This window comes from Nonomuraea sp. NPDC023979 (genome assembly GCF_040639085.1).
GTDB classification, from domain to species: domain Bacteria; phylum Actinomycetota; class Actinomycetes; order Streptosporangiales; family Streptosporangiaceae; genus Nonomuraea; species Nonomuraea ceibae.
The window spans coordinates 59,085-78,543 of sequence record NZ_JBEZZG010000003.1 but is presented as its reverse complement, the minus strand read 5'-3'; the positions used below and the strand labels follow the sequence as shown (position 1 = coordinate 78,543).

The 19,459-nt window shown below is 68.9% G+C and carries 24 protein-coding genes and 2 pseudogenes; 12 read left to right on the top strand and 14 right to left on the bottom strand.

Features of this window, described 5'->3' with window-relative positions; genetic code table 11:
• Positions 1-140 precede the first annotated feature (140 nt).
• Both AB0G11_RS06735 and AB0G11_RS06730 read right to left on the bottom strand, forming a co-directional pair.
• Positions 141-1,013 carry an IS3 family transposase gene (locus AB0G11_RS06735; RefSeq protein WP_357584433.1) on the bottom strand — a complete coding sequence of 291 codons (873 nt, stop codon included), beginning with the start codon at positions 1,011-1,013 and terminating at the stop codon, positions 141-143.
• Positions 1,010-1,309: a transposase gene (locus AB0G11_RS06730; protein ID WP_219520095.1), complete on the bottom strand. Its 300-nt coding sequence runs from the start codon at positions 1,307-1,309 to the stop codon at positions 1,010-1,012. Before AB0G11_RS06730 ends, AB0G11_RS06735 begins: the two co-directional genes overlap by 4 nt.
• 155 nt (positions 1,310-1,464) lie before the next feature.
• Here AB0G11_RS06730 and AB0G11_RS06725 point away from each other — a divergent pair, with 155 nt between their 5' ends.
• From AB0G11_RS06725 to AB0G11_RS06715, 3 genes are all read left to right on the top strand, one after another.
• Entirely contained in the window at positions 1,465-1,752 is a 288-nt protein-coding gene (locus AB0G11_RS06725; RefSeq protein ID WP_357584431.1) for a hypothetical protein, read from the top strand.
• Positions 1,753-2,324: 572 nt separating this feature from the next.
• Positions 2,325-2,915 carry a hypothetical protein gene (locus AB0G11_RS06720; protein WP_219512614.1) on the top strand — a complete coding sequence of 197 codons (591 nt, stop codon included), beginning with the start codon at positions 2,325-2,327 and terminating at the stop codon, positions 2,913-2,915.
• Positions 2,916-3,199: 284 nt separating this feature from the next.
• Entirely contained in the window at positions 3,200-3,598 is a 399-nt protein-coding gene (locus tag AB0G11_RS06715) for a hypothetical protein (protein WP_219512612.1), read from the top strand.
• Between the two features lie 173 nt (positions 3,599-3,771).
• Here AB0G11_RS06715 and AB0G11_RS06710 read toward each other — a convergent pair whose 3' ends face one another.
• The 5 genes and pseudogenes from AB0G11_RS06710 to AB0G11_RS06690 all read right to left on the bottom strand — a co-directional run.
• On the bottom strand, positions 3,772-4,392 hold the full coding sequence (locus tag AB0G11_RS06710; RefSeq protein ID WP_219512611.1) for an SMI1/KNR4 family protein: 621 nt from the start codon (positions 4,390-4,392) through the stop codon (positions 3,772-3,774).
• Complete coding sequence (locus tag AB0G11_RS06705; protein ID WP_357584429.1) at positions 4,389-4,928, bottom strand: hypothetical protein; 540 nt, start codon at positions 4,926-4,928, stop codon at positions 4,389-4,391. The genes AB0G11_RS06710 and AB0G11_RS06705 overlap by 4 nt, the downstream gene beginning before the upstream one ends.
• Positions 4,929-5,014: 86 nt before the next feature.
• Positions 5,015-5,434: a hypothetical protein gene (locus AB0G11_RS06700; RefSeq protein ID WP_357584427.1), complete on the bottom strand. Its 420-nt coding sequence runs from the start codon at positions 5,432-5,434 to the stop codon at positions 5,015-5,017.
• 160 nt (positions 5,435-5,594) lie between these two features.
• Positions 5,595-6,389 carry a methyltransferase domain-containing protein gene (locus AB0G11_RS06695; RefSeq protein ID WP_357584946.1) on the bottom strand — a complete coding sequence of 265 codons (795 nt, stop codon included), beginning with the start codon at positions 6,387-6,389 and terminating at the stop codon, positions 5,595-5,597.
• 12 nt (positions 6,390-6,401) lie between these two features.
• Positions 6,402-7,631: pseudogene (locus AB0G11_RS06690) on the bottom strand (SufS family cysteine desulfurase); the annotation flags it as partial.
• A 185-nt stretch (positions 7,632-7,816) separates the two neighbouring features.
• Here AB0G11_RS06690 and AB0G11_RS06685 point away from each other — a divergent pair.
• Positions 7,817-8,947, top strand: a complete 1,131-nt coding sequence (locus AB0G11_RS06685) for a helix-turn-helix domain-containing protein (protein ID WP_357584425.1) — start codon at positions 7,817-7,819, stop codon at positions 8,945-8,947.
• Between the two features lie 9 nt (positions 8,948-8,956).
• On the opposite strand, the gene AB0G11_RS06680 is transcribed toward AB0G11_RS06685, so the two are convergent.
• Together AB0G11_RS06680 and AB0G11_RS06675 are read right to left on the bottom strand one after the other, a co-directional pair.
• The gene (locus AB0G11_RS06680) at positions 8,957-9,349 is read right to left on the bottom strand and encodes a DUF6578 domain-containing protein (RefSeq protein WP_357584423.1); all 393 of its coding nucleotides are present in this window, start codon (positions 9,347-9,349) and stop codon (positions 8,957-8,959) included.
• Positions 9,350-9,353: 4 nt separating this feature from the next.
• Positions 9,354-10,232 carry a hypothetical protein gene (locus AB0G11_RS06675; protein ID WP_357584421.1) on the bottom strand — a complete coding sequence of 293 codons (879 nt, stop codon included), beginning with the start codon at positions 10,230-10,232 and terminating at the stop codon, positions 9,354-9,356.
• 69 nt (positions 10,233-10,301) lie between these two features.
• On the opposite strand from AB0G11_RS06675, the gene AB0G11_RS06670 reads away from it, so the two are divergent.
• Positions 10,302-11,039, top strand: a complete 738-nt coding sequence (locus tag AB0G11_RS06670) for a phosphotransferase (RefSeq protein ID WP_357584419.1) — start codon at positions 10,302-10,304, stop codon at positions 11,037-11,039.
• A gap of 10 nt (positions 11,040-11,049) precedes the next feature.
• Here AB0G11_RS06670 and AB0G11_RS06665 read toward each other — a convergent pair.
• Both AB0G11_RS06665 and AB0G11_RS06660 read right to left on the bottom strand, forming a co-directional pair.
• Positions 11,050-11,238 (bottom strand): annotated as a pseudogene (locus AB0G11_RS06665) (HIT family protein); the annotation flags it as partial.
• Positions 11,235-11,891, bottom strand: a complete 657-nt coding sequence (locus AB0G11_RS06660) for a class I SAM-dependent methyltransferase (RefSeq protein ID WP_357584417.1) — start codon at positions 11,889-11,891, stop codon at positions 11,235-11,237. The pseudogene AB0G11_RS06665 and the gene AB0G11_RS06660, both read right to left, overlap by 4 nt.
• 34 nt (positions 11,892-11,925) lie before the next feature.
• On the opposite strand from AB0G11_RS06660, the gene AB0G11_RS06655 reads away from it, so the two are divergent.
• From AB0G11_RS06655 to AB0G11_RS06635, 5 genes are all read left to right on the top strand, one after another.
• A complete protein-coding gene (locus AB0G11_RS06655; RefSeq protein WP_357584415.1) occupies positions 11,926-12,390 on the top strand; it encodes a GNAT family N-acetyltransferase in 465 nt (154 codons plus the stop codon).
• A gap of 180 nt (positions 12,391-12,570) precedes the next feature.
• A complete protein-coding gene (locus tag AB0G11_RS06650) occupies positions 12,571-13,110 on the top strand; it encodes a 2'-5' RNA ligase family protein (RefSeq protein WP_357584413.1) in 540 nt (179 codons plus the stop codon).
• A gap of 41 nt (positions 13,111-13,151) precedes the next feature.
• Positions 13,152-13,592, top strand: a complete 441-nt coding sequence (locus AB0G11_RS06645; RefSeq protein ID WP_357584411.1) for a hypothetical protein — start codon at positions 13,152-13,154, stop codon at positions 13,590-13,592.
• Positions 13,589-14,602 (top strand): NAD(P)-dependent alcohol dehydrogenase, encoded by a 1,014-nt coding sequence (locus tag AB0G11_RS06640; RefSeq protein ID WP_357584409.1) that lies wholly within the window; start codon positions 13,589-13,591, stop codon positions 14,600-14,602. Before AB0G11_RS06645 ends, AB0G11_RS06640 begins: the two co-directional genes overlap by 4 nt.
• Positions 14,603-14,833: 231 nt before the next feature.
• Complete coding sequence (locus AB0G11_RS06635) at positions 14,834-16,174, top strand: family 43 glycosylhydrolase (RefSeq protein WP_357584407.1); 1,341 nt, start codon at positions 14,834-14,836, stop codon at positions 16,172-16,174.
• 10 nt (positions 16,175-16,184) lie between these two features.
• Here the strand turns inward: AB0G11_RS06635 and AB0G11_RS06630 are convergent, their stop codons facing one another.
• Positions 16,185-16,568 carry a Cpe/LpqF family protein gene (locus AB0G11_RS06630; RefSeq protein WP_357584405.1) on the bottom strand — a complete coding sequence of 128 codons (384 nt, stop codon included), beginning with the start codon at positions 16,566-16,568 and terminating at the stop codon, positions 16,185-16,187.
• A gap of 93 nt (positions 16,569-16,661) precedes the next feature.
• A complete protein-coding gene (locus AB0G11_RS06625) occupies positions 16,662-17,174 on the bottom strand; it encodes a GNAT family protein (protein WP_219512546.1) in 513 nt (170 codons plus the stop codon).
• 272 nt (positions 17,175-17,446) lie between these two features.
• Between AB0G11_RS06625 and AB0G11_RS06620 the strand changes: the two genes are divergently transcribed.
• Positions 17,447-18,157: a hypothetical protein gene (locus AB0G11_RS06620; protein WP_219512544.1), complete on the top strand. Its 711-nt coding sequence runs from the start codon at positions 17,447-17,449 to the stop codon at positions 18,155-18,157.
• 2 nt (positions 18,158-18,159) lie between these two features.
• Here the strand turns inward: AB0G11_RS06620 and AB0G11_RS06615 are convergent, their stop codons facing one another.
• Positions 18,160-18,633 (bottom strand): hypothetical protein, encoded by a 474-nt coding sequence (locus AB0G11_RS06615; RefSeq protein ID WP_357584403.1) that lies wholly within the window; start codon positions 18,631-18,633, stop codon positions 18,160-18,162.
• Here AB0G11_RS06615 and AB0G11_RS06610 point away from each other — a divergent pair.
• Positions 18,632-19,456 carry a class I SAM-dependent methyltransferase gene (locus AB0G11_RS06610; protein WP_357584401.1) on the top strand — a complete coding sequence of 275 codons (825 nt, stop codon included), beginning with the start codon at positions 18,632-18,634 and terminating at the stop codon, positions 19,454-19,456. The two genes, AB0G11_RS06615 and AB0G11_RS06610, sit on opposite strands and share 2 nt — an antisense overlap.
• Positions 19,457-19,459: the final 3 nt, after the last annotated feature.

Sequence of the window (19,459 nt, the reverse complement as noted above, 5' to 3'; positions counted from 1 at the left end):
GGTCGCAGCAGGCGCCGCCACCCAGCGACGCTGAGACTGCCGAGTACATGCGAAGCCTGGCTGAGCTGTTCGTGGAGCACACACGCGAGGACGGATACTCTGAGCTTGCTCCGCTCCGACGGACACCATCGTTGTGGTGGTCAGGCCGCTGCGACTGCCTCGTAGTCGGCGGGGCTACGGTAGCCCAGGCTGCTGTGCAGGCGGTGCAGGTTGTACCAGCCCTCGATGAACTCGAAGATCGCGCTGCGGGCCGCGGCGCGGGTAGGCCAGGACCGCTGATCGAGAAGTTCGCCCTTGAGTGTGGCGAAGAACGACTCGGCCAGCGCGTTGTCCCAGCACTGACCGGTCCGTCCGACCGACAACCGCACGCCGAGCCGCCCGGCCAGTTGCGCGTAGGCGGCGCTCGTATATTGACAGCCGCGATCGGAGTGGAAAGTCACCGGCCCGCTCGGGCGGCGGCGGGCGCAGGCCTGCTGCAGAGCCTCGGCGACCAGGCCGGTGCGCAAATGATCGGCCGTCGCCCAGCCGACCACCCGGCGCGAGGCGATGTCGATCACGGTGGCCAGATACAGCCAGCCCTCCTCGGTCGGCACGTAGGTGATATCGCCGCACCAGCGCCTATCGAGTCCGGTCGGGTCCGGCGTGAAGTCGCGCTCGATCAGGTCCGGCCGCATGCTCGCGTGCGGGTCGGGGATGGTGGTGACCTGCCGGCGGCGCCGATACCGGCCGGCCAGGCCCAGGAGGCGCATCAGCCGGGCCACCCTCCGCCGGCCGCACCGCTGCCCGTCCCGCCGCAGTTGCGCGTGCACCCGCGGCGCGCCGTAACTGCCTCGTGAGCGCGCGTGCAACTCGGCGATCTGCCCGGCCAGCTCGGCATCGCGCATCGCACGCGGCCCAGGGACGGCGGTGCGGCGCGCGTAGAAGGCGGCACGGGAGACTCCCAGCAGCTCACACGCCCGCTTGACGCTGTGACCGCCCTGCTTCTCCGCCTCGATGAACGGGTGCACGCTCACCGGGTCTCCCTCACGAAGAAAGCCGTCGCCCGCTTCAGGACATCGATGTCCTCGCGCAGCCGCCGGTTCTCCCGCCGCAGCGCCGCCAGCTCCTCCCGCTCACTGCTGGTCAGCCCATCCCGCTGCCCCTCGTCGACCTCAGCCTGGCGCACCCATTGGCGCACCGCCGTCTCGGTCAGATCGAAGTCCTGAGCCACCTCACGGATCGATCGGTCGCCCCGCTGGCACAGCTCGACGATCTCGGCCTTGAACTCCGGCGTGAACGAGCGGCGAGGACGCGGCTTCTTCTTCCCCATGCTCTCCATCATGGACATCCTTCCGGGGACGAACCCCTGATCTCGGATGTCCGTCAAACCGGATCAAGCCCAACTCCTTCGATTGGGACCCGGCGTTCATTCACCACCTCGACAACTACTGCACCGAGTTCGCCGCCTCGAAGCCGCCTCCTGAGGTGATCCACAGCGTGATCATGAGTGCGGGGGCGTATCTGGGCGAGATGATCGTCCGAAATAGCGACTGGAAATGGGTGTACTGCACGGATGAGAACGCCGCAGCCGTGGAGAGCCTTGAGGAACTTCGGGGCTATCCGCATAACAAGGTCGCTAAGCGGATCCACAACGGGAGCGAGCATGACCTTGAGGCGTTCTTCAAGTACGCCATGACAGGTGAGGTGCCACGCGGCACAACCGCCCGAGTCATCAAGCCTTCATGGTGGCAACGACTGAGTTCGAGAGCCTGATCGTCGTGCCATTAGCGTGCCATTAAGGGCGGCAACGAGAAGTCAACGACGGTCGCTCACGACCGGCCTCAGCCTTAGGTCAATGCCCTACGAGGCGTGATCTGTGCAATTCCCATGCTGGCAGCGTGGGTTCGAATCCCGTCACCCGCCCTCTGTTGCGTCGCGTTCGTGGTCTGGACTGTGGACACGTCTATGGAAATCCTCTGGGCTGATGTCCTTGTGGCATCAACTACTTTGCGCCCGCACGACACGGCGAATAGTTCTTGTAGGTATCAAGGCGGCGGCGCGGCGCGCTGTCGTACCCCGCACCTCAGCCCGCCCGCCATCCGGGCGTACAGCCTGGGGGTCGGTCCTGAACGGCAGCGGGACATTGGGCCGGGCACCGCACGCCAGCCCCGTCGTACCAACCGAACGCACCGGCCGGGGTTGCGGTGCCACCGCACCCATATACCCGGCGCGGTCGCAGCACGTACTCGGGGCCGATCCCGGATCCACCCAGCATTCCTCACCGCAGCTCACTGGAGAAGCTGAAAGGGTGTTTCTCCCCTGGCAGCTTCCGCGACAATCATCACGTGATCGATCATTACCGCAATCTCTTCAATCAGCAGCAGTGGTTCGAAAGCGGACTCTGCTGGACCGTGGTGCAACCCCTCGACGAAGAGATCACAGTGGACGACCTCCTGTGGAGGCTGAACGGAGGTCGTGACCCCGAGGAACGCATCATGGCATACCCCCGAGAGGAGGCCGGCGAAGAATTCCTGCCCGTGCTTTTCGTCTACGAGGGTGAAGGAGCCTGGGGTTTCCTCGAGTTCTCCCACGGCTTCGCCACGCCCGACCACGTCCTCACCGAACTCAGTAGGAAATCACGTGTGTGGATGACGACCTGGCACTTCAACGGGGGATACACGATCCTCTACGCGGCCGACGGAAAGATCAGAGCGCGGATGCGCAACTTCGTCTTCGCCGAGCACATCATCGAGGAGGGCGATCCGAGTATCCTGGCCGAATTCCGCGCCATGCTCGACCGCCTCGACCCGGAGGATTACCGCGGCAAGCTCAGCGCGGCATTCGCGTTCATCGAGGCGTCCACCGGCATGGGTATCGAAGCCGAGTGGCTGGATGTGGAAGAGGCGCCCGTCATCGTCCTCGACAACTGGGAATGAGGTCTGAACCGCAGTGTTCGACCCCAGCACTGGTAAACGTCAAAGCCACGCCTCCGGCGGGGACGCTCCAGCTCCGGGATGATCGCCACGCGTCACGCCGGGCTCGTAGGCGGCTGAGGTGGACGCCTGAGCATCCGCCTACCAGGAGCCACCTGAGACGCCATCAAAGGTAGCTTCCATGCCTTGAACAGCACTAGTCGAGTGTGATCTCCGGGCCCCTCGCCGCCGACCAGCACGCCATCATGGACGGGGACATTGACAAGTCCCAAGTAGCTTGGGGTCCCGTGGAGGAAAAACATCCGCAGGAAACGCGGGTTCGGTGGCCAGAGCGACGTGAAGACGTGCTCGATGCACTACGAGCCTTAGGCGACCGCGACTACCAGAACCAGCAATGGCGATCCGAGAAGGGGTGGCCGGATCTCACTGCTGCCGTGCACTGGCTCATCGACGACACCTTCATCGACCAATACGGCGCACGAGCATTGATCCCTCACCTTTTCGTTGATCAGCGAGAAGCCGACCTCGTCCAAATGGTGGTCGAGGCCCTCTTACGCGTCCTCGATGACCTCGGCCCTACCGCTCCAGACAACGCATATCTCGATCATCCTGAGTGGATCAACGTCCTGGACTCGGCCGGCGTCGCCTACCTTGCCTTGTCCTCCGGAAAGCCACGGTCGGGATGAAGCTTGCGCGAGAGACGCCAGGTCGTGGGCTGATTGCCGGGCCAGTAGCGGGCTAATTGGAGAGCGGCGGGGTCGACCTCGGTCACTCAGGATCAGGACTCCACCCAGCTCGCCGCCCAAGCGACGGTCTCCAGAGCTGGGCCCCGTGCTCGCGTACCAAGCCAACCAGTGAGTCATCGGGACATGTGACGGCGCGCCCAGGTGCCGGGCTTCCTGCCCTTCACCCATACAGGCGGTGACCACCTGCACGGATCCTCCTCCGCTTCTCCGGTGATGCTCACCACTATTTCTGCACCATCTTGCGGCAAGACCTCGAAGTAGCCGTCATAGAACGGTTCGGCGAATTCGCGGCCGATCGACTCCGTGAGCCACGAAGCGAAGGTGATGTTCTGAGGGAAGAGTGCGTGATCCAGGCAACACAGATTGGGATCCCATCCCCACATCGCGCCCTCGGGATCGCGGCAATCCAGCAGTGACGCGATTGCACACCCCCAGTCCAACAACTGGATCATTCCTGCGCGTCGTCCGTACGGCTCGGTTCTAAACGCCAAGGCCGATTCAGTTATATCCGCGAAGATATCGCTTTTCCAGAAGTCGTAGCCTCGTACACCGATGATGCCACCGCGAGGACCGAAACCTCCGTTCCCCACCTCCAGATACAACCGCCGTAGCAGCGAAGGAAGCGGGTATCCGATGGCCTCTTCAGCCTCAGCGACCGCCTGGGGCGAGGCCACCGCCAGTACATCGGGCCCAGGGGCTGACCGTACCGCTTCGAAGATCTCATCTTCGGTCATGATCTGCTCCGTGCGAGCTCCGAGGAGAGGCGGACCTCACTCTCCGACTGAAAGCCAATCCGACAGAACATGTCTCCCTCGACGACCAATCCGTCGGCATTGAGAGCGTTCCCATGCGGGTTGGTCAAGCACGTACCACTGAGCGGAATGGTGCTGCCGGTGAGGTTCACCGACCGAACTGTCGCTTCGTCCAGGCATATCGGCTCGTCGAAGCTGCACTCCCGCAAAAGCAGTGGAGCTCGTACTTCCGCGTAGGCCAACGACAGGTCACCGATCACTCGGGCCCCCGCAAGCCGCAGTATCGCTACCCGGCCAGGATCCGGCTCCACCGCCGCGAGCAGCAACGCGACGATGAGCTCGGCCCGCACCTGCCGCTCTCTGCCCCACTCCGCGCTGCGCTCGGGATCGTCCTTCTCCTGATCCCCCGTCCGCAGATCGAGAAGGTCGCCACGTAAGAACACGTCGCACAGCCGGCGCTCGACCTCCGAAAGCTCTCCCAGGCTCGACTCGGAGGTGAAGGGAAGCCTCTCGTGCATGGGCTTGATTGTCGTCGAATCAGCCGTGACCCGCTTCCCTTTGCCCCGATGCGGACAAGGTCGCAAGCCGCGCGTTCACACGCCCCCTAGCCAGACGGTACGTGGCCCTCGGGCGCCCGATCAGCGGGCTGAGCGGTCTCAGCGATGATGGAGGCCGTTACATAGAAGCCGTCCGGGGCGATCTGCGTCACTCCGTCGAGGCGGACTTTCCGCTCATCCGCAGTGATCACGTGGGCCTCGAAGTGGGAGTACCTGAGATCCCCCAGCCAGACCCGTTCGAGCTCCGCGGCGAGCTCCGCCGTCGAACACCCCGGCACCGCCTGGCACGTAGCAGCGATCAGGCTGCTCCTGTCGCCGGTACGGCGAACCGACACCTCGTTGATCAACGGCGACTGCCACAGGTAAGCATCGAAGTCCATCACCATGCCACCCAGGTCATCCCCGGCGCTCGGGAAGGACTCGCTCATCACCGACTGCTTCACCGCGGCGAACTCCGCAAGGTCCATCGACGAAGCGTCCCATCTCCACGTCACGCCGTGATCACCGTGCGATCGGCCAGTGTGACCTCGGCGGGGAGCGGACCGTTCGCCGGATCGGACGGCCAGGTCCTATGAGGGGAAAGGCCACCTCCCGGCGGGAGGTGGCCCTCACGGCCGAAGGCGGTGGTCAGGCTCGGGCGGTCACCAGGGTCGCCGCGGTCTCCGAGTGGACGCCGGCCTCGTCCGTGCAGTGCGCCAGATTGGCGCGTACGGCGGCCGTGAGGTCGGCGCGGCGCGAGCCGATGTACGGGCTCACCGCGGAGAAGTCGAACAGGCAGCAGATCGCGTCGGGCCCGCCGGCAACGGTGACCGGCAACGTCCATTCACGCAGCTCGACGTCGGCGAAGCCCGCCTCCCTCGCCAGCGTGGCCACCTCGGCTCCGGGCAGGGACCACGGCTCCTGGAAGAGGTCGGCCTTGTCGGGGCCGAGGACCGAGGCCACAGCGTCGTGCAGGGCGCGGAAGAGCGGGTTGCGGTGCAGCGGCTGCCAGGTGGCGATGGCGATCCGCGCGCCGGGGCGGGCGGCCCGTCGCATCTCGGCCAGCGCCGCGCCGCGGTCGGGCACGAACTGCAGGACCTGCTGCATGGTGATCAGGTCGAACGCCTGGTCGGAGACGTGCAGCAGGGTGGCGCCGCATTCCGCGTACTGGATAGGGGCGCCGTCGACGGGAGGGAGTTCGGCGGCGAGGGCGAGCATGGCGGGGTTGAGGTCGGTGCCGACCACGGCGCCGGTAGGGCCGACCGCCTTGGCCAGCGCCCGGGCGACGGTGCCGGGGCCGGTGCCGACGTCCAGTGCCTTGGTGCCGGGGGCCGGCGACAGCGCCTCGACCAGGTGCTCCGCCCACGGCTGGAAGATCGACGGGAGCAGGATGTCCTTGTACGGGCGCACCTGGCTGACATCGAATGACGTGTCCGCGGTCATGGTGGTCCGGGACCTCGTGGCCGCTTCCATGGTCTCGGCCAGGATGTCGACCTCGTCGGCGGAGTTGTACAGGTAGAACGAGGCCCGGATCGCGGCGGGGACGCCGAACCGGCTGCACGCGAGTTGCGCGCAGTGGTTGCCGGACCGGACGGCGATGCCCGCCTCGTCCAGGCTCGTCCGCATACGTTGCAGCGGGATGCCGTCCACCACGAACGAGAGCAGCGGCAGCCGGTCCACGGTGTCGGTCGGGCCGATGAAGCGGACACCGGGCACGTCGCCGAGCCGGTCCAGCGCGTACTCGATGAGGGCCTGGTCGTGGGCGGCGATCGCGTCCATGCCGATCTTGCTCAGGAAGTCGCAGGCGGCGCCGAGGCCGACGGCCTGCGCGACCGGGGGCGTGCCGGCCTCGAACTTGAGCGGGGGAGCGGCGTAGTGCATGGCGTCCACCGCGACGTTCTCGATCATCTCGCCGCCGCCGAGGAAGGGCGGGAGCGCCTCCAGGAGCTCGTACCTGCCCCACAGGGCGCCGATGCCGGTGGGGCCGCACATCTTGTGGCCGGAGAACGTGACGAAGTCGGCGCCCAGCGCGGTGACGTCGATGCCGAGGTGGGGGACCGACTGGGCCGCGTCGACGACCATGAGGGCGCCGACCTCGTGCGCGCGGGCGGCGATGGTGGCGATGGGGTTCACCGTGCCGAGGATGTTCGAGGCGTGGACGACCGAGACGACCTTGGTCCGATCGTTGATCTTCTCGCGCAGGTCGGAAAGGTCCAGCCGGCCGTCGTCGGTGATGCCCAGGTATCTGACCTTCGCGCCCACCCGTTCGGCCAGCAGCCGCCAGGGGATCAGGTTGGAGTGGTGCTCCATCTCGGTCAGGACGATCTCGTCGCCGGGGCCGACGCGGAGCCGCCCGTCCGCCCAGATGACCGCGTTGGCCAGCAGGTTGACGGCCTCGGTCGCGTTCTTGGTGAACACGATCTCCTCGGCTCGCGGGGCCCGTACGAACGCGGCGATCTTGCTTCGGGCGCCTTCGTACAGCTCGGTCGCCCGTACGGCCAGCCGGTACACGCCGCGGTGCACGTTCGCGTTGGCGCGGATGTAGTAATCGTTCAACGCGTCCAGGACGACGGCGGGTTTCTGCGTGGTGGCGGCGCTGTCGAGGTAAACGGGTGGGCGGGAACCGTCAGGGGCGGTTTCGAAGAACGGGAATTCCTTCCGAATCGACTCGACGTCGATCGCCATCGTGGTCTCCTCCTGCCGAATGGTGTAGCGGCAGTGTCGGCGGAGCCCGACCGGCTGGATCCAACTGGAGTTGCGTCTTCGCGACCCTCCAGAATAGCCGACATTTCAGGCGGGTATGGGCGGCAAAAAGTTGCCGTCATTTCCGGCCATCGATGGCCTGGAAATTCGTCACCTAATGTGGCGATATGGTCGGCGATTTCTTGGTGGACGGCGCGCGGATCATGGCCAGACGCCGCTCGCGCGGCCTTACCAGGCGAACCCTGGCCGACCTGGTCGGCTGCAGTGAGGAATGGCTCCGGCTGGTCGAGAACGGGGTGAAGCCCCTGGACCGGCTGTCGACCATCATGCGGATCGCCGAAGTGCTCCGCGTCGAGGACCTCTCCGAGCTCGTCGGCGGCCCGACGAAACTCCCACCCGCCCGCGACCCCGGCGAATCGGACGACGTGGGGAACGCGCTGCTGCTGCCGGGCCGGTTCACCGGTGAGGCGGCCGAGAGCGTGGCGCGGGTGCGGCACCACGTGATGGCGGCGTGGGAGATCTGGCAGCGCTCGCCCCGCCGCTACACCGAGACGCGCCGCCGCCTGCCACCGCTGCTGTCGATGGCCGACCTGTCGGCCAGGAGCGCCACCGGCGCGGACCGGGAAGCCGATACGGCCGGTCTCACCCAGGTGTACCGGCTGTTCGCGGCGCTGCTGCGAAGCTGCGGCCAGCACGCGCTGGCCCTGGTCGCCGCCGACCGCGCGGTGGCCTCCTCGGGAGGCTCGGCGATCACCCAGGCCGAGGTGGCGGGCGTGCTCGTCTCGCTCGGCCGGTACGCCGACGCGCACTGGCTGTGCCAGGCGGTGATCGGAGACCGGCCCGAGTCGCTGGAAGTCACCGGGCTCTGCTACCTGACGGCCGCGCTCGCCGCTGCCGAGGAGAGCGACGTGCTGCGTACCGAGGAGCTGCTGAACCACGCCCGCAAGATCGGTGACCGGCTGGGCCCGGAGTTCGCGTTGGAGGTGGAGCTGCACCGGGTGGCGGTCTCGGTCCGTACGGGCCGGTACGCGCAGGCGATCCGCCTGGCGGCGGGCGTCGACGTGGACCGCCTCCCCGACAAGGACCGCCAGGCGCGGCACCTGCTGGCCGTGGCGACCGCGCACGCGATGGACGGCGACTCCGGCGCGGCCATGGCGCTGCTGTGGCGGATCGTCGAGGGCTGCCCGGAGGAGCTGCGGTTCAACGCGGACGCCGGACCGGTGCTGGCCCGGTTGCGGGCGATGGACTGCGAATCCACCCGGGGCGAACTGCGGGAGATGACCCGGAGCACCGCTTGACGCGCCCGGTCAGGTGAGCGGATCTTCGTCGGCGGTGAGGGTGACGAGGTAGCCGATGAACTCCCGCTCGCCCTGGTTCGGAGTCCACCCGTCGGCGGAGGCCAGCGGCGAAAGGACTCCGTCGACCGGGTAGGAGTAGGGGTCCTTCCCTTCGGCGAGCCGCATGCGGGCGTGGACCGCCGAGATGCCGGCGACCTGGGCTTCGACGCGCATCTGGTCGGCGGACGGCTCGTCGTGGTGCTCCTCGCTCCACTCGATCGTGGCGGCGGTCTCCTCGCCGAGGGCCTGGGCCAGCCACGCCCGGTCGGCCGGGACCAGGGTCCACGAGACCGTCGCGCCGACGCTGAACGGCTCGCCGCAGCACTGCATCTGCCAATCGGCGACCCAGACGTTCCATCTCATCCGGTCAGTCTCCCTCGTCGACCAGCCTCATTGCGCTCGGGGACGCGCCGGCTGACGTCGCTCTCTGCGACAAGTTCGCCCGAGCCTGGGCCTCCACATCGGGATGCGGATCTTCGGCGAGTATCCGTAAGACGGATTCCGGCGTGGTGGGATCCATGGCCAGGCACCATCGCACGTAGATCGATCGATCACGGGCGAGACGCCGCAGCTCGTCGAGAGGGAGCCATTCCGGCTGCACAGCGGCTTCGCGCACGACGGCGGACCTGTCGTTCGCGAGCAGGCGGAGTTGATCCACCGTGAGGCGGAAGTTCCGCGCCGCACTGGCGCGTACCTGGGGATCGGCGTCGGCAACTAGGGTCGCCAGGATGTCCGGGGCATCGGTATGCGCCGCCAGGCTCGCCCTGACGATCGCCGAGCGATCCCCGGCCAGTGCCGCATTGGTTTCCTCGTCCAGTCCTCGACACCCAGCGAGTAGGTTGCGCAGAACCTCGTCCGCGGACCGGCAGATGGCACGGTGCAGCTCGGCGTCGGCGGCAGGATGGTCCGGCAGTGACCACCGGACCGACTGGTGAGGGTCTTCCACCAACGCCACCAGAACGTCAGGTGGACAGGCCGGATTCTCGACAACGGTTCGACGGGTCTTCAGGTCCGGGTCGCCGGCGAGTGCACGGAGCACGTCAGCCGGCGCATCGGTCCGAGCCGCGAGGGCCTGTCTGACCCTGCGCGAGGGGTCCGTGGTCATGGCCCGCAGGATCTCGGGGGGCGTACTGGGATCGCCTGCGACGCCCGCCCGGACGCCGACCTTCTTGTCGCGAGCGCGTACGCCGAGGTCAGCCCTGCCGGTGCCGCCGGCTGCCTTCGAGGCGGTGGGCCCTTGGTGCACCGTTCAGTCCTCCCGTACGTGAGCGGAAATTGCGGGATTTACCGGTACCTGGCGACGATAATGGCCGGCGTGACAGAGGTCCGGGTTGTGGTCGCCCATCGTGAGCGGGCGACGTTGCGTGCCGGTGACGTGTTCCTGAAGATCGACGCCGATCAGGCTCGCACCGACGTCGAGGTCGAGGCGATGGGCATGGCACCGGTTCCCACCCCGGAGGTCCTGTGGCGCAAGCCGCCGGTGCTCGCGCTCGCCGCTCTCCCGGGGCGGGCGCTCGGCCGGCTGGGCGAGCCGTCGACCGCGTCTTCGGCGGCGTGGGCCGCGGCCGGCGCCGCCGTGCGCAAGCTGCATGAGGCGCCGCTGCCGCCGTGGCCCGGCCGGAGCCTCGACGAGGTCGCGTCGCAGCTCGACGTCGAATGCGAGTGGCTCGTGGCGAACGGCGTGCTTCCCGCCGACCTGGTCACGCGGAACCGCGAGGTGGCCGAGGCCGCGCTCCGGCCGTGGACGCCGGTGTTCACGCATGGCGATCTGCAGGTCAGTCATGTGTTCGTGGACGGGGATGAGGTCACCGGCGTGATCGACTGGTCCGAGGCCGGCCGGGGGGACGCCCTGTACGACCTCGCCACGCTGACGCTGGGACACGAGGAGCACCTGGACGACGTCGTCGCCGGCTACGAGGCGGACGTCGATCTCGACGTGATCCACGGGTGGTGGTCGCTGCGGAGCCTGCTGGGGATCCGCTGGCTGACCGAGCACGGCTTCGACCCGACCCTGCCCGGCTGCGAGGTCGACGTGCTGCGCGCCCGGATGTGAGGCGCCAGATTGCGGCGCCGGTCGCGTCGTCGGCCTCCGCCAGGCTGGGGATGTGCCTGCGGGGGATCACCAGGACGTGACCGGGGGTGGCCGGTTGGTGGTCGAGGATGGCCACCACCGTTGCGTCGGCGTGGACGATGCCGGCCTCGGTCCGGCCTGCGATGATCGCGCAGAAGACGCAGGGTTCGTCGGCGCTCATGGCGTTCTGTGGGCGAGGAAGAAGGCTTGCGGACCCGAGCGGGGCTTCTCGGTGTCGTCGGGCTCGCGGATGAGCCGCGCGTCGAGGACGAGCCCGGAGCCGGTCAGGAGTTCGGCGATGAGCTCCGGCGGCGTCCAGTAGATGTCGAGGGACAGTTCGTGGCCGTAGCCGCGCTGGGCGTGGCGGTGTTCGTCGCCGGCCTTGAACGCGATCAGGAAGTGGCCGCCGGGGGCGAGCACGCGGTGGATCTCGGCGAAGACGGTCGGCAGCACCGCCGGTGGGGTGTGGACGGTCGAATACCAGGCGACGGCGCCGCCGACGGCCTCGTCCGCCAGGTTCAACGCGGTCATCGTGCCTTCTTCGAACCGCAGCCCGGGGTACGTCCGGCGGGCGATCGCCACCATCTCCGGCGAGAGGTCGATGCCGAACGCGTTCACCCCGAGGTCCCGCAGGTGGGCGGTGATCCGCCCGGGACCGCAGCCGAGGTCGGCCACCTCACCGGTCTCCGGAGTCCGTACGAGTTCGGCGAAGGCCGCCAGCATGGCTCGGTCCAGCGGCTTGGTGTCGAGCTCGTCGCGGAGGAGTTCGGCGTAGTCGGCGGCGACGGTGTCGTACGCCTGCCGGGTGGAACTCAGGTAGGCGGGCTCGGTCATGGTCAAGGACGATAGCGCCGATATCATCGCCGTCGTGGCGGATTGGGAGCTTCGTCCGGCTTCGGCCGCGGACGTGGATGCGGTGGCCGAGTTGCGGGCCGTGGTGCTGAGGCCGGACCTGGAGCGGCTAGGGCGGTACGACGCCGTACACGTGCGGGAGCGGCTGCGGAAGGCGTTCACCCCGGCGCACACCTGGGTGATCGAGGTCGCCGGAGCCTGGTCCGGATGCGTGGCGCTGCGGCCCGATGGTGACGCGTACTGGCTGGAGCATTTCTACCTGGACCCGGCCACGCAGGGCAGGGGCATCGGCGGAGCCGTGCTGCGCAGCCTGCTGGAACGGTGTGACCGCGAGGGCGCCGTGGTCTGGCTGGACGTGTTGCAGGGCAGCGCGGCGCGGCGGCTGTACGAGCGGCACGGGTTCGCGGTGGAGATCGAGGACGAGGTGGACGTCTTCATGGTCCGCCGACCGTCGACGGGTGGGGATCACCGCTCTCTCTGATGCGGGGGCGACGAGCGACGCATCTCGTGCCTGATCGCCAGGCGGATCGTCCAATAGAGACCGAAGAAGACCAGCATCGCGGGGATGACCCAGAGCACCGCGATGAGAAGGATTTCGACAGCCCCGATATTCATCGTTCCTCCGTGCGGGCAAACTGGCGTGTGCTGCCATCATGGTGTCATGCCGGACGACAGTACGGGAAAAGGCCGAGCGGGAGAGAGCGCGCTGCTGGCCGTGGTGAAGGAGGCCGAGCCTTTCGTCGCGCACTGGCGGCGGCGTTTCGATTCTTTCACCGAAACGGGGGTTCCGGCGCACGTCACGGTGCTCGTGCCTTTTCTGGACGCCGGCCGGATCGACGCGGCGACGGAGCGCGAACTCGGGTTGATTCTCGGCGCGCACGCCCCTTTCACTGTCCGTTTCGAAAGGTGCGGTCGTTTTCCGGAGGTGCTTTATCTCGAACCGGCGCCCGGCGGGCCGTTCCGGGAGTTGACCGGGGCCGTGGTGAAACGGTGGCCGGAGGCGCCTCCTTATGGCGGGCAGTTCGCGGAGGTCGTACCGCATCTCACGGTCGCTCATGGCCAGGACGAGCGGGTGCTCGGTGAGGTGGAGGCCGAGGTGAGCGCGCGGCTGCCGTTCGCGGCGCAGGTCACGTCGATCAGCCTTTACGTGAGTGACGGCGACCGGTGGCACGAGCGGGCCGAGTTTCCGCTTCTCGGCTGATCTCGATATCGCCGGAACCGCGTGCGTGTGAAGATGGGGCCATGAATGGGACGGCGGTTGTGGGGGAGTCCGCGTTACGCAGGGTCGCCTATCTGGCGGTGGTGCTCGTGGCCGGGGTGGCGTTGCTGGCCGGGGTCTTGATGCTGGCTCCGGGAAAGCGGGAACGGGCGGCTCTGGAGAATGAGCGTTTCGTACGCTCGGCCGCCGCGATGGAGGAGGTCGCCCGCACGCTCGGCGAGGGCGACGAGCTCGGGGCGCGGAATATCGGGGAGCTCTCGTTCGAGACGATTCACCGCGAGGACGACCTGGTCTACTTCGCACAGGGCCGGGACATGGACAACCAGCCTTATGGATATGTGTGGACGCCGCCGGGCGGGCCGCACTGGACGTTCGCCGAGCGGGAGGACGTCCGGCCGGTGCGCGGCCCTTGGTTCGAATACCACCTCAACGTGAATCTCACCGCCGCGGGCAGGTTCAGGTGAAAGCGGTCGTTCAGCGGACGTACGGGTCGCCGGACCTTCTTGAGGTTCGCGAGGTCGACAGGCCGGCGGCCGGCGACGACGAGGTGCTGGTGCGGGTGCGCGCGGCGTCCGTCCATCCGGACGTGTGGCATGTCGTGAGCGGCCGTCCTTACGTGCTGCGCCTGGTGGGGAACGGGCTGGCCAGGCCGAAGCTGCGCATTCCCGGCACCGACATGGCGGGCCTGGTGGTGTCGGCGGGCAAGGACGTGAGCCGGTTCCGGCCGGGTGACGAGGTCTTCGGGGAGACGGTACGGGGTTACCAGTGGCGCAACGGCGGCGCGTTCGCCGAGTACGTCGCGGTTCCGCAGAGCGCGCTGGCGTCGAAGCCGGGCAATGTGTCGTTCGAGCAGGCGGCGTCGGTGCCGACGGCCGGGCTGATCGTCCTGCAGAACCTGCCCGAGGGGCGGGTGCGGGCCGGGCAGCGCGTGCTGGTCAACGGCGCGGCCGGTGGGGTGGGGGCCCTCGCCCTGCAACTGGCCAAGGCCGGCGGGGCGTCCGTTACCGGGGTCGACCACGGGGCGAAGCTGGATCTGGTGCGGGACCTCGGGGCCGATCACGTCATCGACTACACGCGGGAGGATTTCACCCGGACGGGCGAGCGGTACGACCTGATCTTCGATGTCCCGGGGAATCACTCCTTCGCGGACTGCCGTAAGGCGTTGACGCCCGACGGGATGTACGTCCTCATCGGGCACGACCATTTCGGCGGCGTCGGCAGCCGCTGGCTGGGGAGCCTGCCGCATTTCGTCCGGCTGATGGCGCTCTCGCCGTTCAGGAAGCAGTTGCTGAAGGTGAACGCCGCGACCCCCGACAAGCAGGCGCAGCTCGCCGTCCTGCGCGGGCACCTGGAGTCGGGCGCGATCACGCCGGTGGTCGACAGGACGTTCGCGCTGGACGAGGTGCCGCAGGCCATCCGCTACCTGGCGGAGGGGACGGCTCGCGGCAAGGTCGTCATCAGCCTTCCGGAGTGACGACGGCCCGCTCTGTTATGTGAACGTTACGGGACGCGGCCGGCGGCGCCGCGACCCCGTCCAGAAGTGCTCTGACCTGCGATGACGCATTCCCGTCAGCGGCCCCGGCCTCCTCGGCCGATTTTTTCCGCGTTATTGACCAAATTTGAGCGGCATGGGCAGACTCTGCGGCACGCGCCGCTGTGCGGGAACGGGCCGCGCAGCCGGAGCCGACGTGGGAGGACGTTACTGATGACGAGTTCCGACAACCGGTTGTCCGTCGGCCGCAGGTCCCTGCTGACCGGGGTCGCCGGGCTCGTGGGGGCGGCGGCGCTCCCCGCGACCGCCGCACAGGCCACGCAGGCCGGTTCGGCGCTGCGCCGGCACCCGGCGAACTGGCCCGACCCGCAGCCCTATGGCCTCGCCGACACCCGGCCCGACCTGTGGCCGCGCCCGGACAACTCCTTCATCCTCCCGCTCGAACTGCGCCCCCGCGACCGCGAGCGCGGCCGGGTCTGGATGCGCGACACGTACGTCAACTGCTTCGTCGTCGGCGGCCGGCCGGTCTACGTCGCCACCGGCACCACCCGCGTGCCCGGCCTGGAAGCGGCAGGGCCGTGGAACGACGGCATCTTCGTGTGGATCGCGCCCTCGTTGCGCGGGCCGTGGCGGCTTGTCGACACGACCGGCATCCGGCCCGGCGCCGAGAAGGGCAAGGTGTGGTCGCCCGAGTTCGCCGGCGAGAACCGGCCGGGGCGCATGGTCGTCGCGCCGTGGCAGGAATACTGGCACGACGACCAGTTCGGCAAGCGCGGCCAGGCGTGGGCGCCGGAGATCCATTACTTCCGCGGCAGGTGGTACATCGTCGCGTGCATGGGCGACCATTCGCGCAAGGTCGGCTCGTTCATGCTCGTCAGCGAGGGCGGGATCGAGGGCCCGTACCGGCTCGTGGAAGGCAACCACGACAAGCCGTTCGGCGACCCGTTCATCGGCGGGCCCAAGTTCATCGAGCCCGGCGCCTACCACCACATCGACGGCAGCCTCTACACCGAGGGCGACGACGCCTGGCTGGTGCTGCACAACAACTTGTACGCCAGATTCCGGGACGACATGGAGGACATCGTCCCGGCGACCGGCCTGTCGCAGTTTCAGCAGCGGCTCTACACGCCGGAGCCTTATCTCGAAGGCGCGTACGTGTTCAAGCACGGCGGCAAGTATTTCCTCCTGCACGCGGCGTGGAACCGGACCTCGACCAATGCCGACGGCAGCACCCGTTATGCCTACGACCCGCCAGGACCGGGGCGTACGCAATATCAATATGACGCGGTCATCGCCGTCTCCGACCGTTTCGAAGGCCCCTATTCGGAACGGTGGACCGCCGGGGTCGGGGCCGGGCACAACAACATTTTCGCCGACCGCAGCGGGCAGTTGTGGGCGACGTTCTTCCGCAACCCGAACTTCGGCTACTGGGCCGACCCGTCACGCCTGGCCGACACGGCGGTGCCCGGCGTCGTGCGGCTGGAATGGACCGGCCCGCAGGGCAACCGCCTCTACGTCCAGCGGCGCAGACCGGGTCACGCGGACCGCGACTGACCTGCGGTGACTACTGGGGTTCGAGCAGCAGGTAGTCGATCTTGCCGTCGTCGCCGACGGAGATCCGCGTGTCGTACTTCTGCCCGGCCGGGATGGACGTCAGCCCGATCAGCTCGGTCGGCTTCGTGCTGCTCAACTCGTCCAGCTTCAGCCCGGCCAGGCCCTTGGCGAGCTCGTTGAACCGCGCGGCCGGGATTTCTTTCAGGAAAGCCGGGCTGAGGTGCTCCTTGAGCTCGTCGCCGGGAATCGGAGTGCGGTTGACCGCGTCCAGATACCACTCCAGTTGCGTGCCGACCGCGCTGTCGGGAATGGCGATCGCCTTTTCTCCTCCGGCGTACGCGCACCCCGCCACGAGGACGGCTAACAGGGCGAGCGAAGCGGAAACCAGTCGCATCAGGACTCCCAGTGTGGAAAACCAGTCAGCGAATGCTAGCGACCGGCGCCGACATCACCGGAACCGCCGGTGGCGCGTCACGGCGGGCCGGGGTCAGGGCGTGTCGCCGCGCAGGCGGCCGTACACCCAGCCGTCGCGCCACGCGCCCGCCCGGAACTCGATCGAACGCAGCACGCCCTCCAGCCGGAAGCCGGCCTTCTCCAGGGACTTCTGCTCGGCGATGTTCTCCGGATGGGTGCGCGCCTCGATCCGCTCGGCCGGCGTGTGCGTGAACAGGTAGTCGCACAGCGCCGCCTGCGCCCGCCAGCCGACGCCGCGGCCACGCCAGTCGGGCAGCAGGGCGATGCCGATCTCCCAGTATTTCGCCAGGCCGTAGCCGCTCTCCCGCCAGTCGACGAACCCCGCGGTCCGGCCGTCCGCGGTCACGATGAGGCGGCTGTGGTCGGCGGCGAGATAGCCGTCGAGGGCGAAGCGCCGCGCGTGGGCCTGGGCGTCGCGGAACCCGCCCCAGTCGAGCCCGATCAGGCCGGGCTCCGTCGCGAAACGGCGGAACATCTCCAGATCCGCCTCCGTCACCGGCCGCAGCACGACGGACGACACCCCCACGACAAACCTCCCCGAATTCAGACGTTACCCATCATGCCACCGGGAGGCCGGTTGGCGGGGTCCTTGATCCACGCGCGGATGCCGCGTCCGGCGAGCGGCTCCCCGGCGTAACGCGGCACCAGGTGGCAGTGCGCGTGCGCGACGCTCTGGCCCCCGACCGGGCCGACGTTCCAGCCGTCGGGCGCGTGGGGAAGGGCCTTACTTTCGACAGGGGGGTGGGGTGACGATCGGCAGATGATCGGCCGGGGTTGCCGATGGCACGCTCACCCGGCATGAACGCATACTTTCCCGGACGATGGATCGGCGGCGCGGCCCTGGTGGCGGGGCCGGTCGTGCTGGCTGCCGGCTACCTGCTGCGCTACGTGGCCACGGTCACCGCGCTCAGCCCCGAGCAGCAAGCGTGGGCCGACGAGCAGCCGTTCGCCGCCTACGGGCAGCTGCTCGCCTACACCGCCGAGCCCGCCCTGATCACGCTCGCGTACGGGGTGTTCGCGCTGGGGATGATGCTGCTCTTCCCGGCGTTCGTCGCGCTGGCGCAGCGGGCCGGGGGCGGGCTCGCGTTCTGGGGCGGCGCGCTGCTGGTCGCCGGGCTGTTCGCCCGGCTGTACTTCGCGGGCGCCGACCAGACCGCGTTCCAGCTCACCGAGTCGGCCGGGCTCGGGCGGGCGACGGACGGGGTGATGGCGGAGTACGTGGACATCGCGTACGGGCCGTGGCACATCCCGGTCATGGCCTCCGTCGGCCAGTACGCGGGCACGCTCCTGCTGGCCGTGGCCGCCTGGCGCTCGGGCGTTTTCGGCACCGCCCGCGCGCTGATGCTGCTGCTGGCGGGCGGCACCTGGGTGGGGGTGCTGAAGGGCGCCTCGATCCCGGACGTGCTGGTCACCGTGCTGCTGTGCGTGGCGCTGGTCCCGCTGGGGGTGGCGGTGCTGCGCGGGCGGGAGCCGGAGCCGGCGGGCCGGCCGAAGGCGCTGAGCTGGTGAGCTCAGACCGGCTCGGCGTCCCTGAACCGCTCGTGGGCGGCCTGCTTGGAGATCCCCATCGCGTCGCCGACCTGCGACCACGACGCCCCTCCGGCCCTGGCGGCGGCCACGGCCCGGTCGAGGAGGGCGCGCTGCCAGGCTTCCACCTGGGTGAGCACGGTGAGGGCGGCGAGCGGGCGGTCGCCGGTGAGGTTCGCGACCTGCTCGCACAGCAGGTTCGACTTGATCACCAGCCAGTTGGGCGGGGCGGCGGCGAGCAGCGGGCCGGCGTGCTTGTACCACTGCTCCTCGGCCTCCTTCGCGCCCTGCGGCGAGGGCGGGAAGCGGCGCCGGTCGGCCCAGCCGCACGAGCAGGCGGCCTGGTAGCCGATGAAGGTCCTGGTGAACGCGCTGCCCGAGCGGGCGAGCTCGCCGCCGGGAAGCACGGGTGCCGCGAACCCCTCGTGGCCGGGGATGTCGCTCAGCTTCAAGGTCATGCCGTCAAGATACCCTGACGGTGACCCGGCCGGAAATGAGGCGGTGATCGCGGCCGGGCGTCACTACGGTGATCGGGTGACCGGCTACGAGGATCTGGTGGACCAGGCGGTCCGGGCGTCCGTGCGCGGATGGGACTTCTCCTGGCTGCGGGGCAGGACGAGCGGCGGGACGCCGTCGTGGAGCTACGCGGCCCGCGCGTCGGCGCTGCTCGCCTCGGCGCGCCGCCCGCTGGACGTCGACACCGGCGGCGGCGAGGTCCTGGCCTCCCTGGCGCCGCTGCCGCCACGCACGGTCGCCCTGGAGGGCTGGCCGCCCAACCTGGCCGTCGCCGCCCGGCGGCTCGGGCCGCTGGGCGTGGCCGTGCTCGGCGGCTCCGCGGAGCGCCTGCCCGCCCGGGACGCGGCCTTCGACCTGGTGCTCAACCGGCACGGCGGGCTCGACGCGGCCGAAGTCGCCCGCGTGCTCGCCCCCGGCGGGCGACTGCTCACCCAGCAGGTCGGCAGCCGCAACGACCTGGAGCTGAACGCCGCCCTCTGCGCGCCGCCCGCCGCCACGGCGGACGGGTGGACGCTCGACGTCGCGGCCCGCCGCCTGCGCCGCGCCGGCCTGCGCATCGCCGACGCCCGAGAGGAGATGACCGAGTACGTCTTCCACGACATCGGCGCCGTCGTCTTCCACCTGCGTGCCGTCCCGTGGCAGATCCGCGACTTCGACCACGAACGCCACGCGGGCCCGCTCCGCGCGCTGCACGAGCGGATCACGTCCGACGGCGGCTTCTCCGTGCGCAACCACCGGTTCCTGGTGGAGGCGGTGCTCGACTGAGCC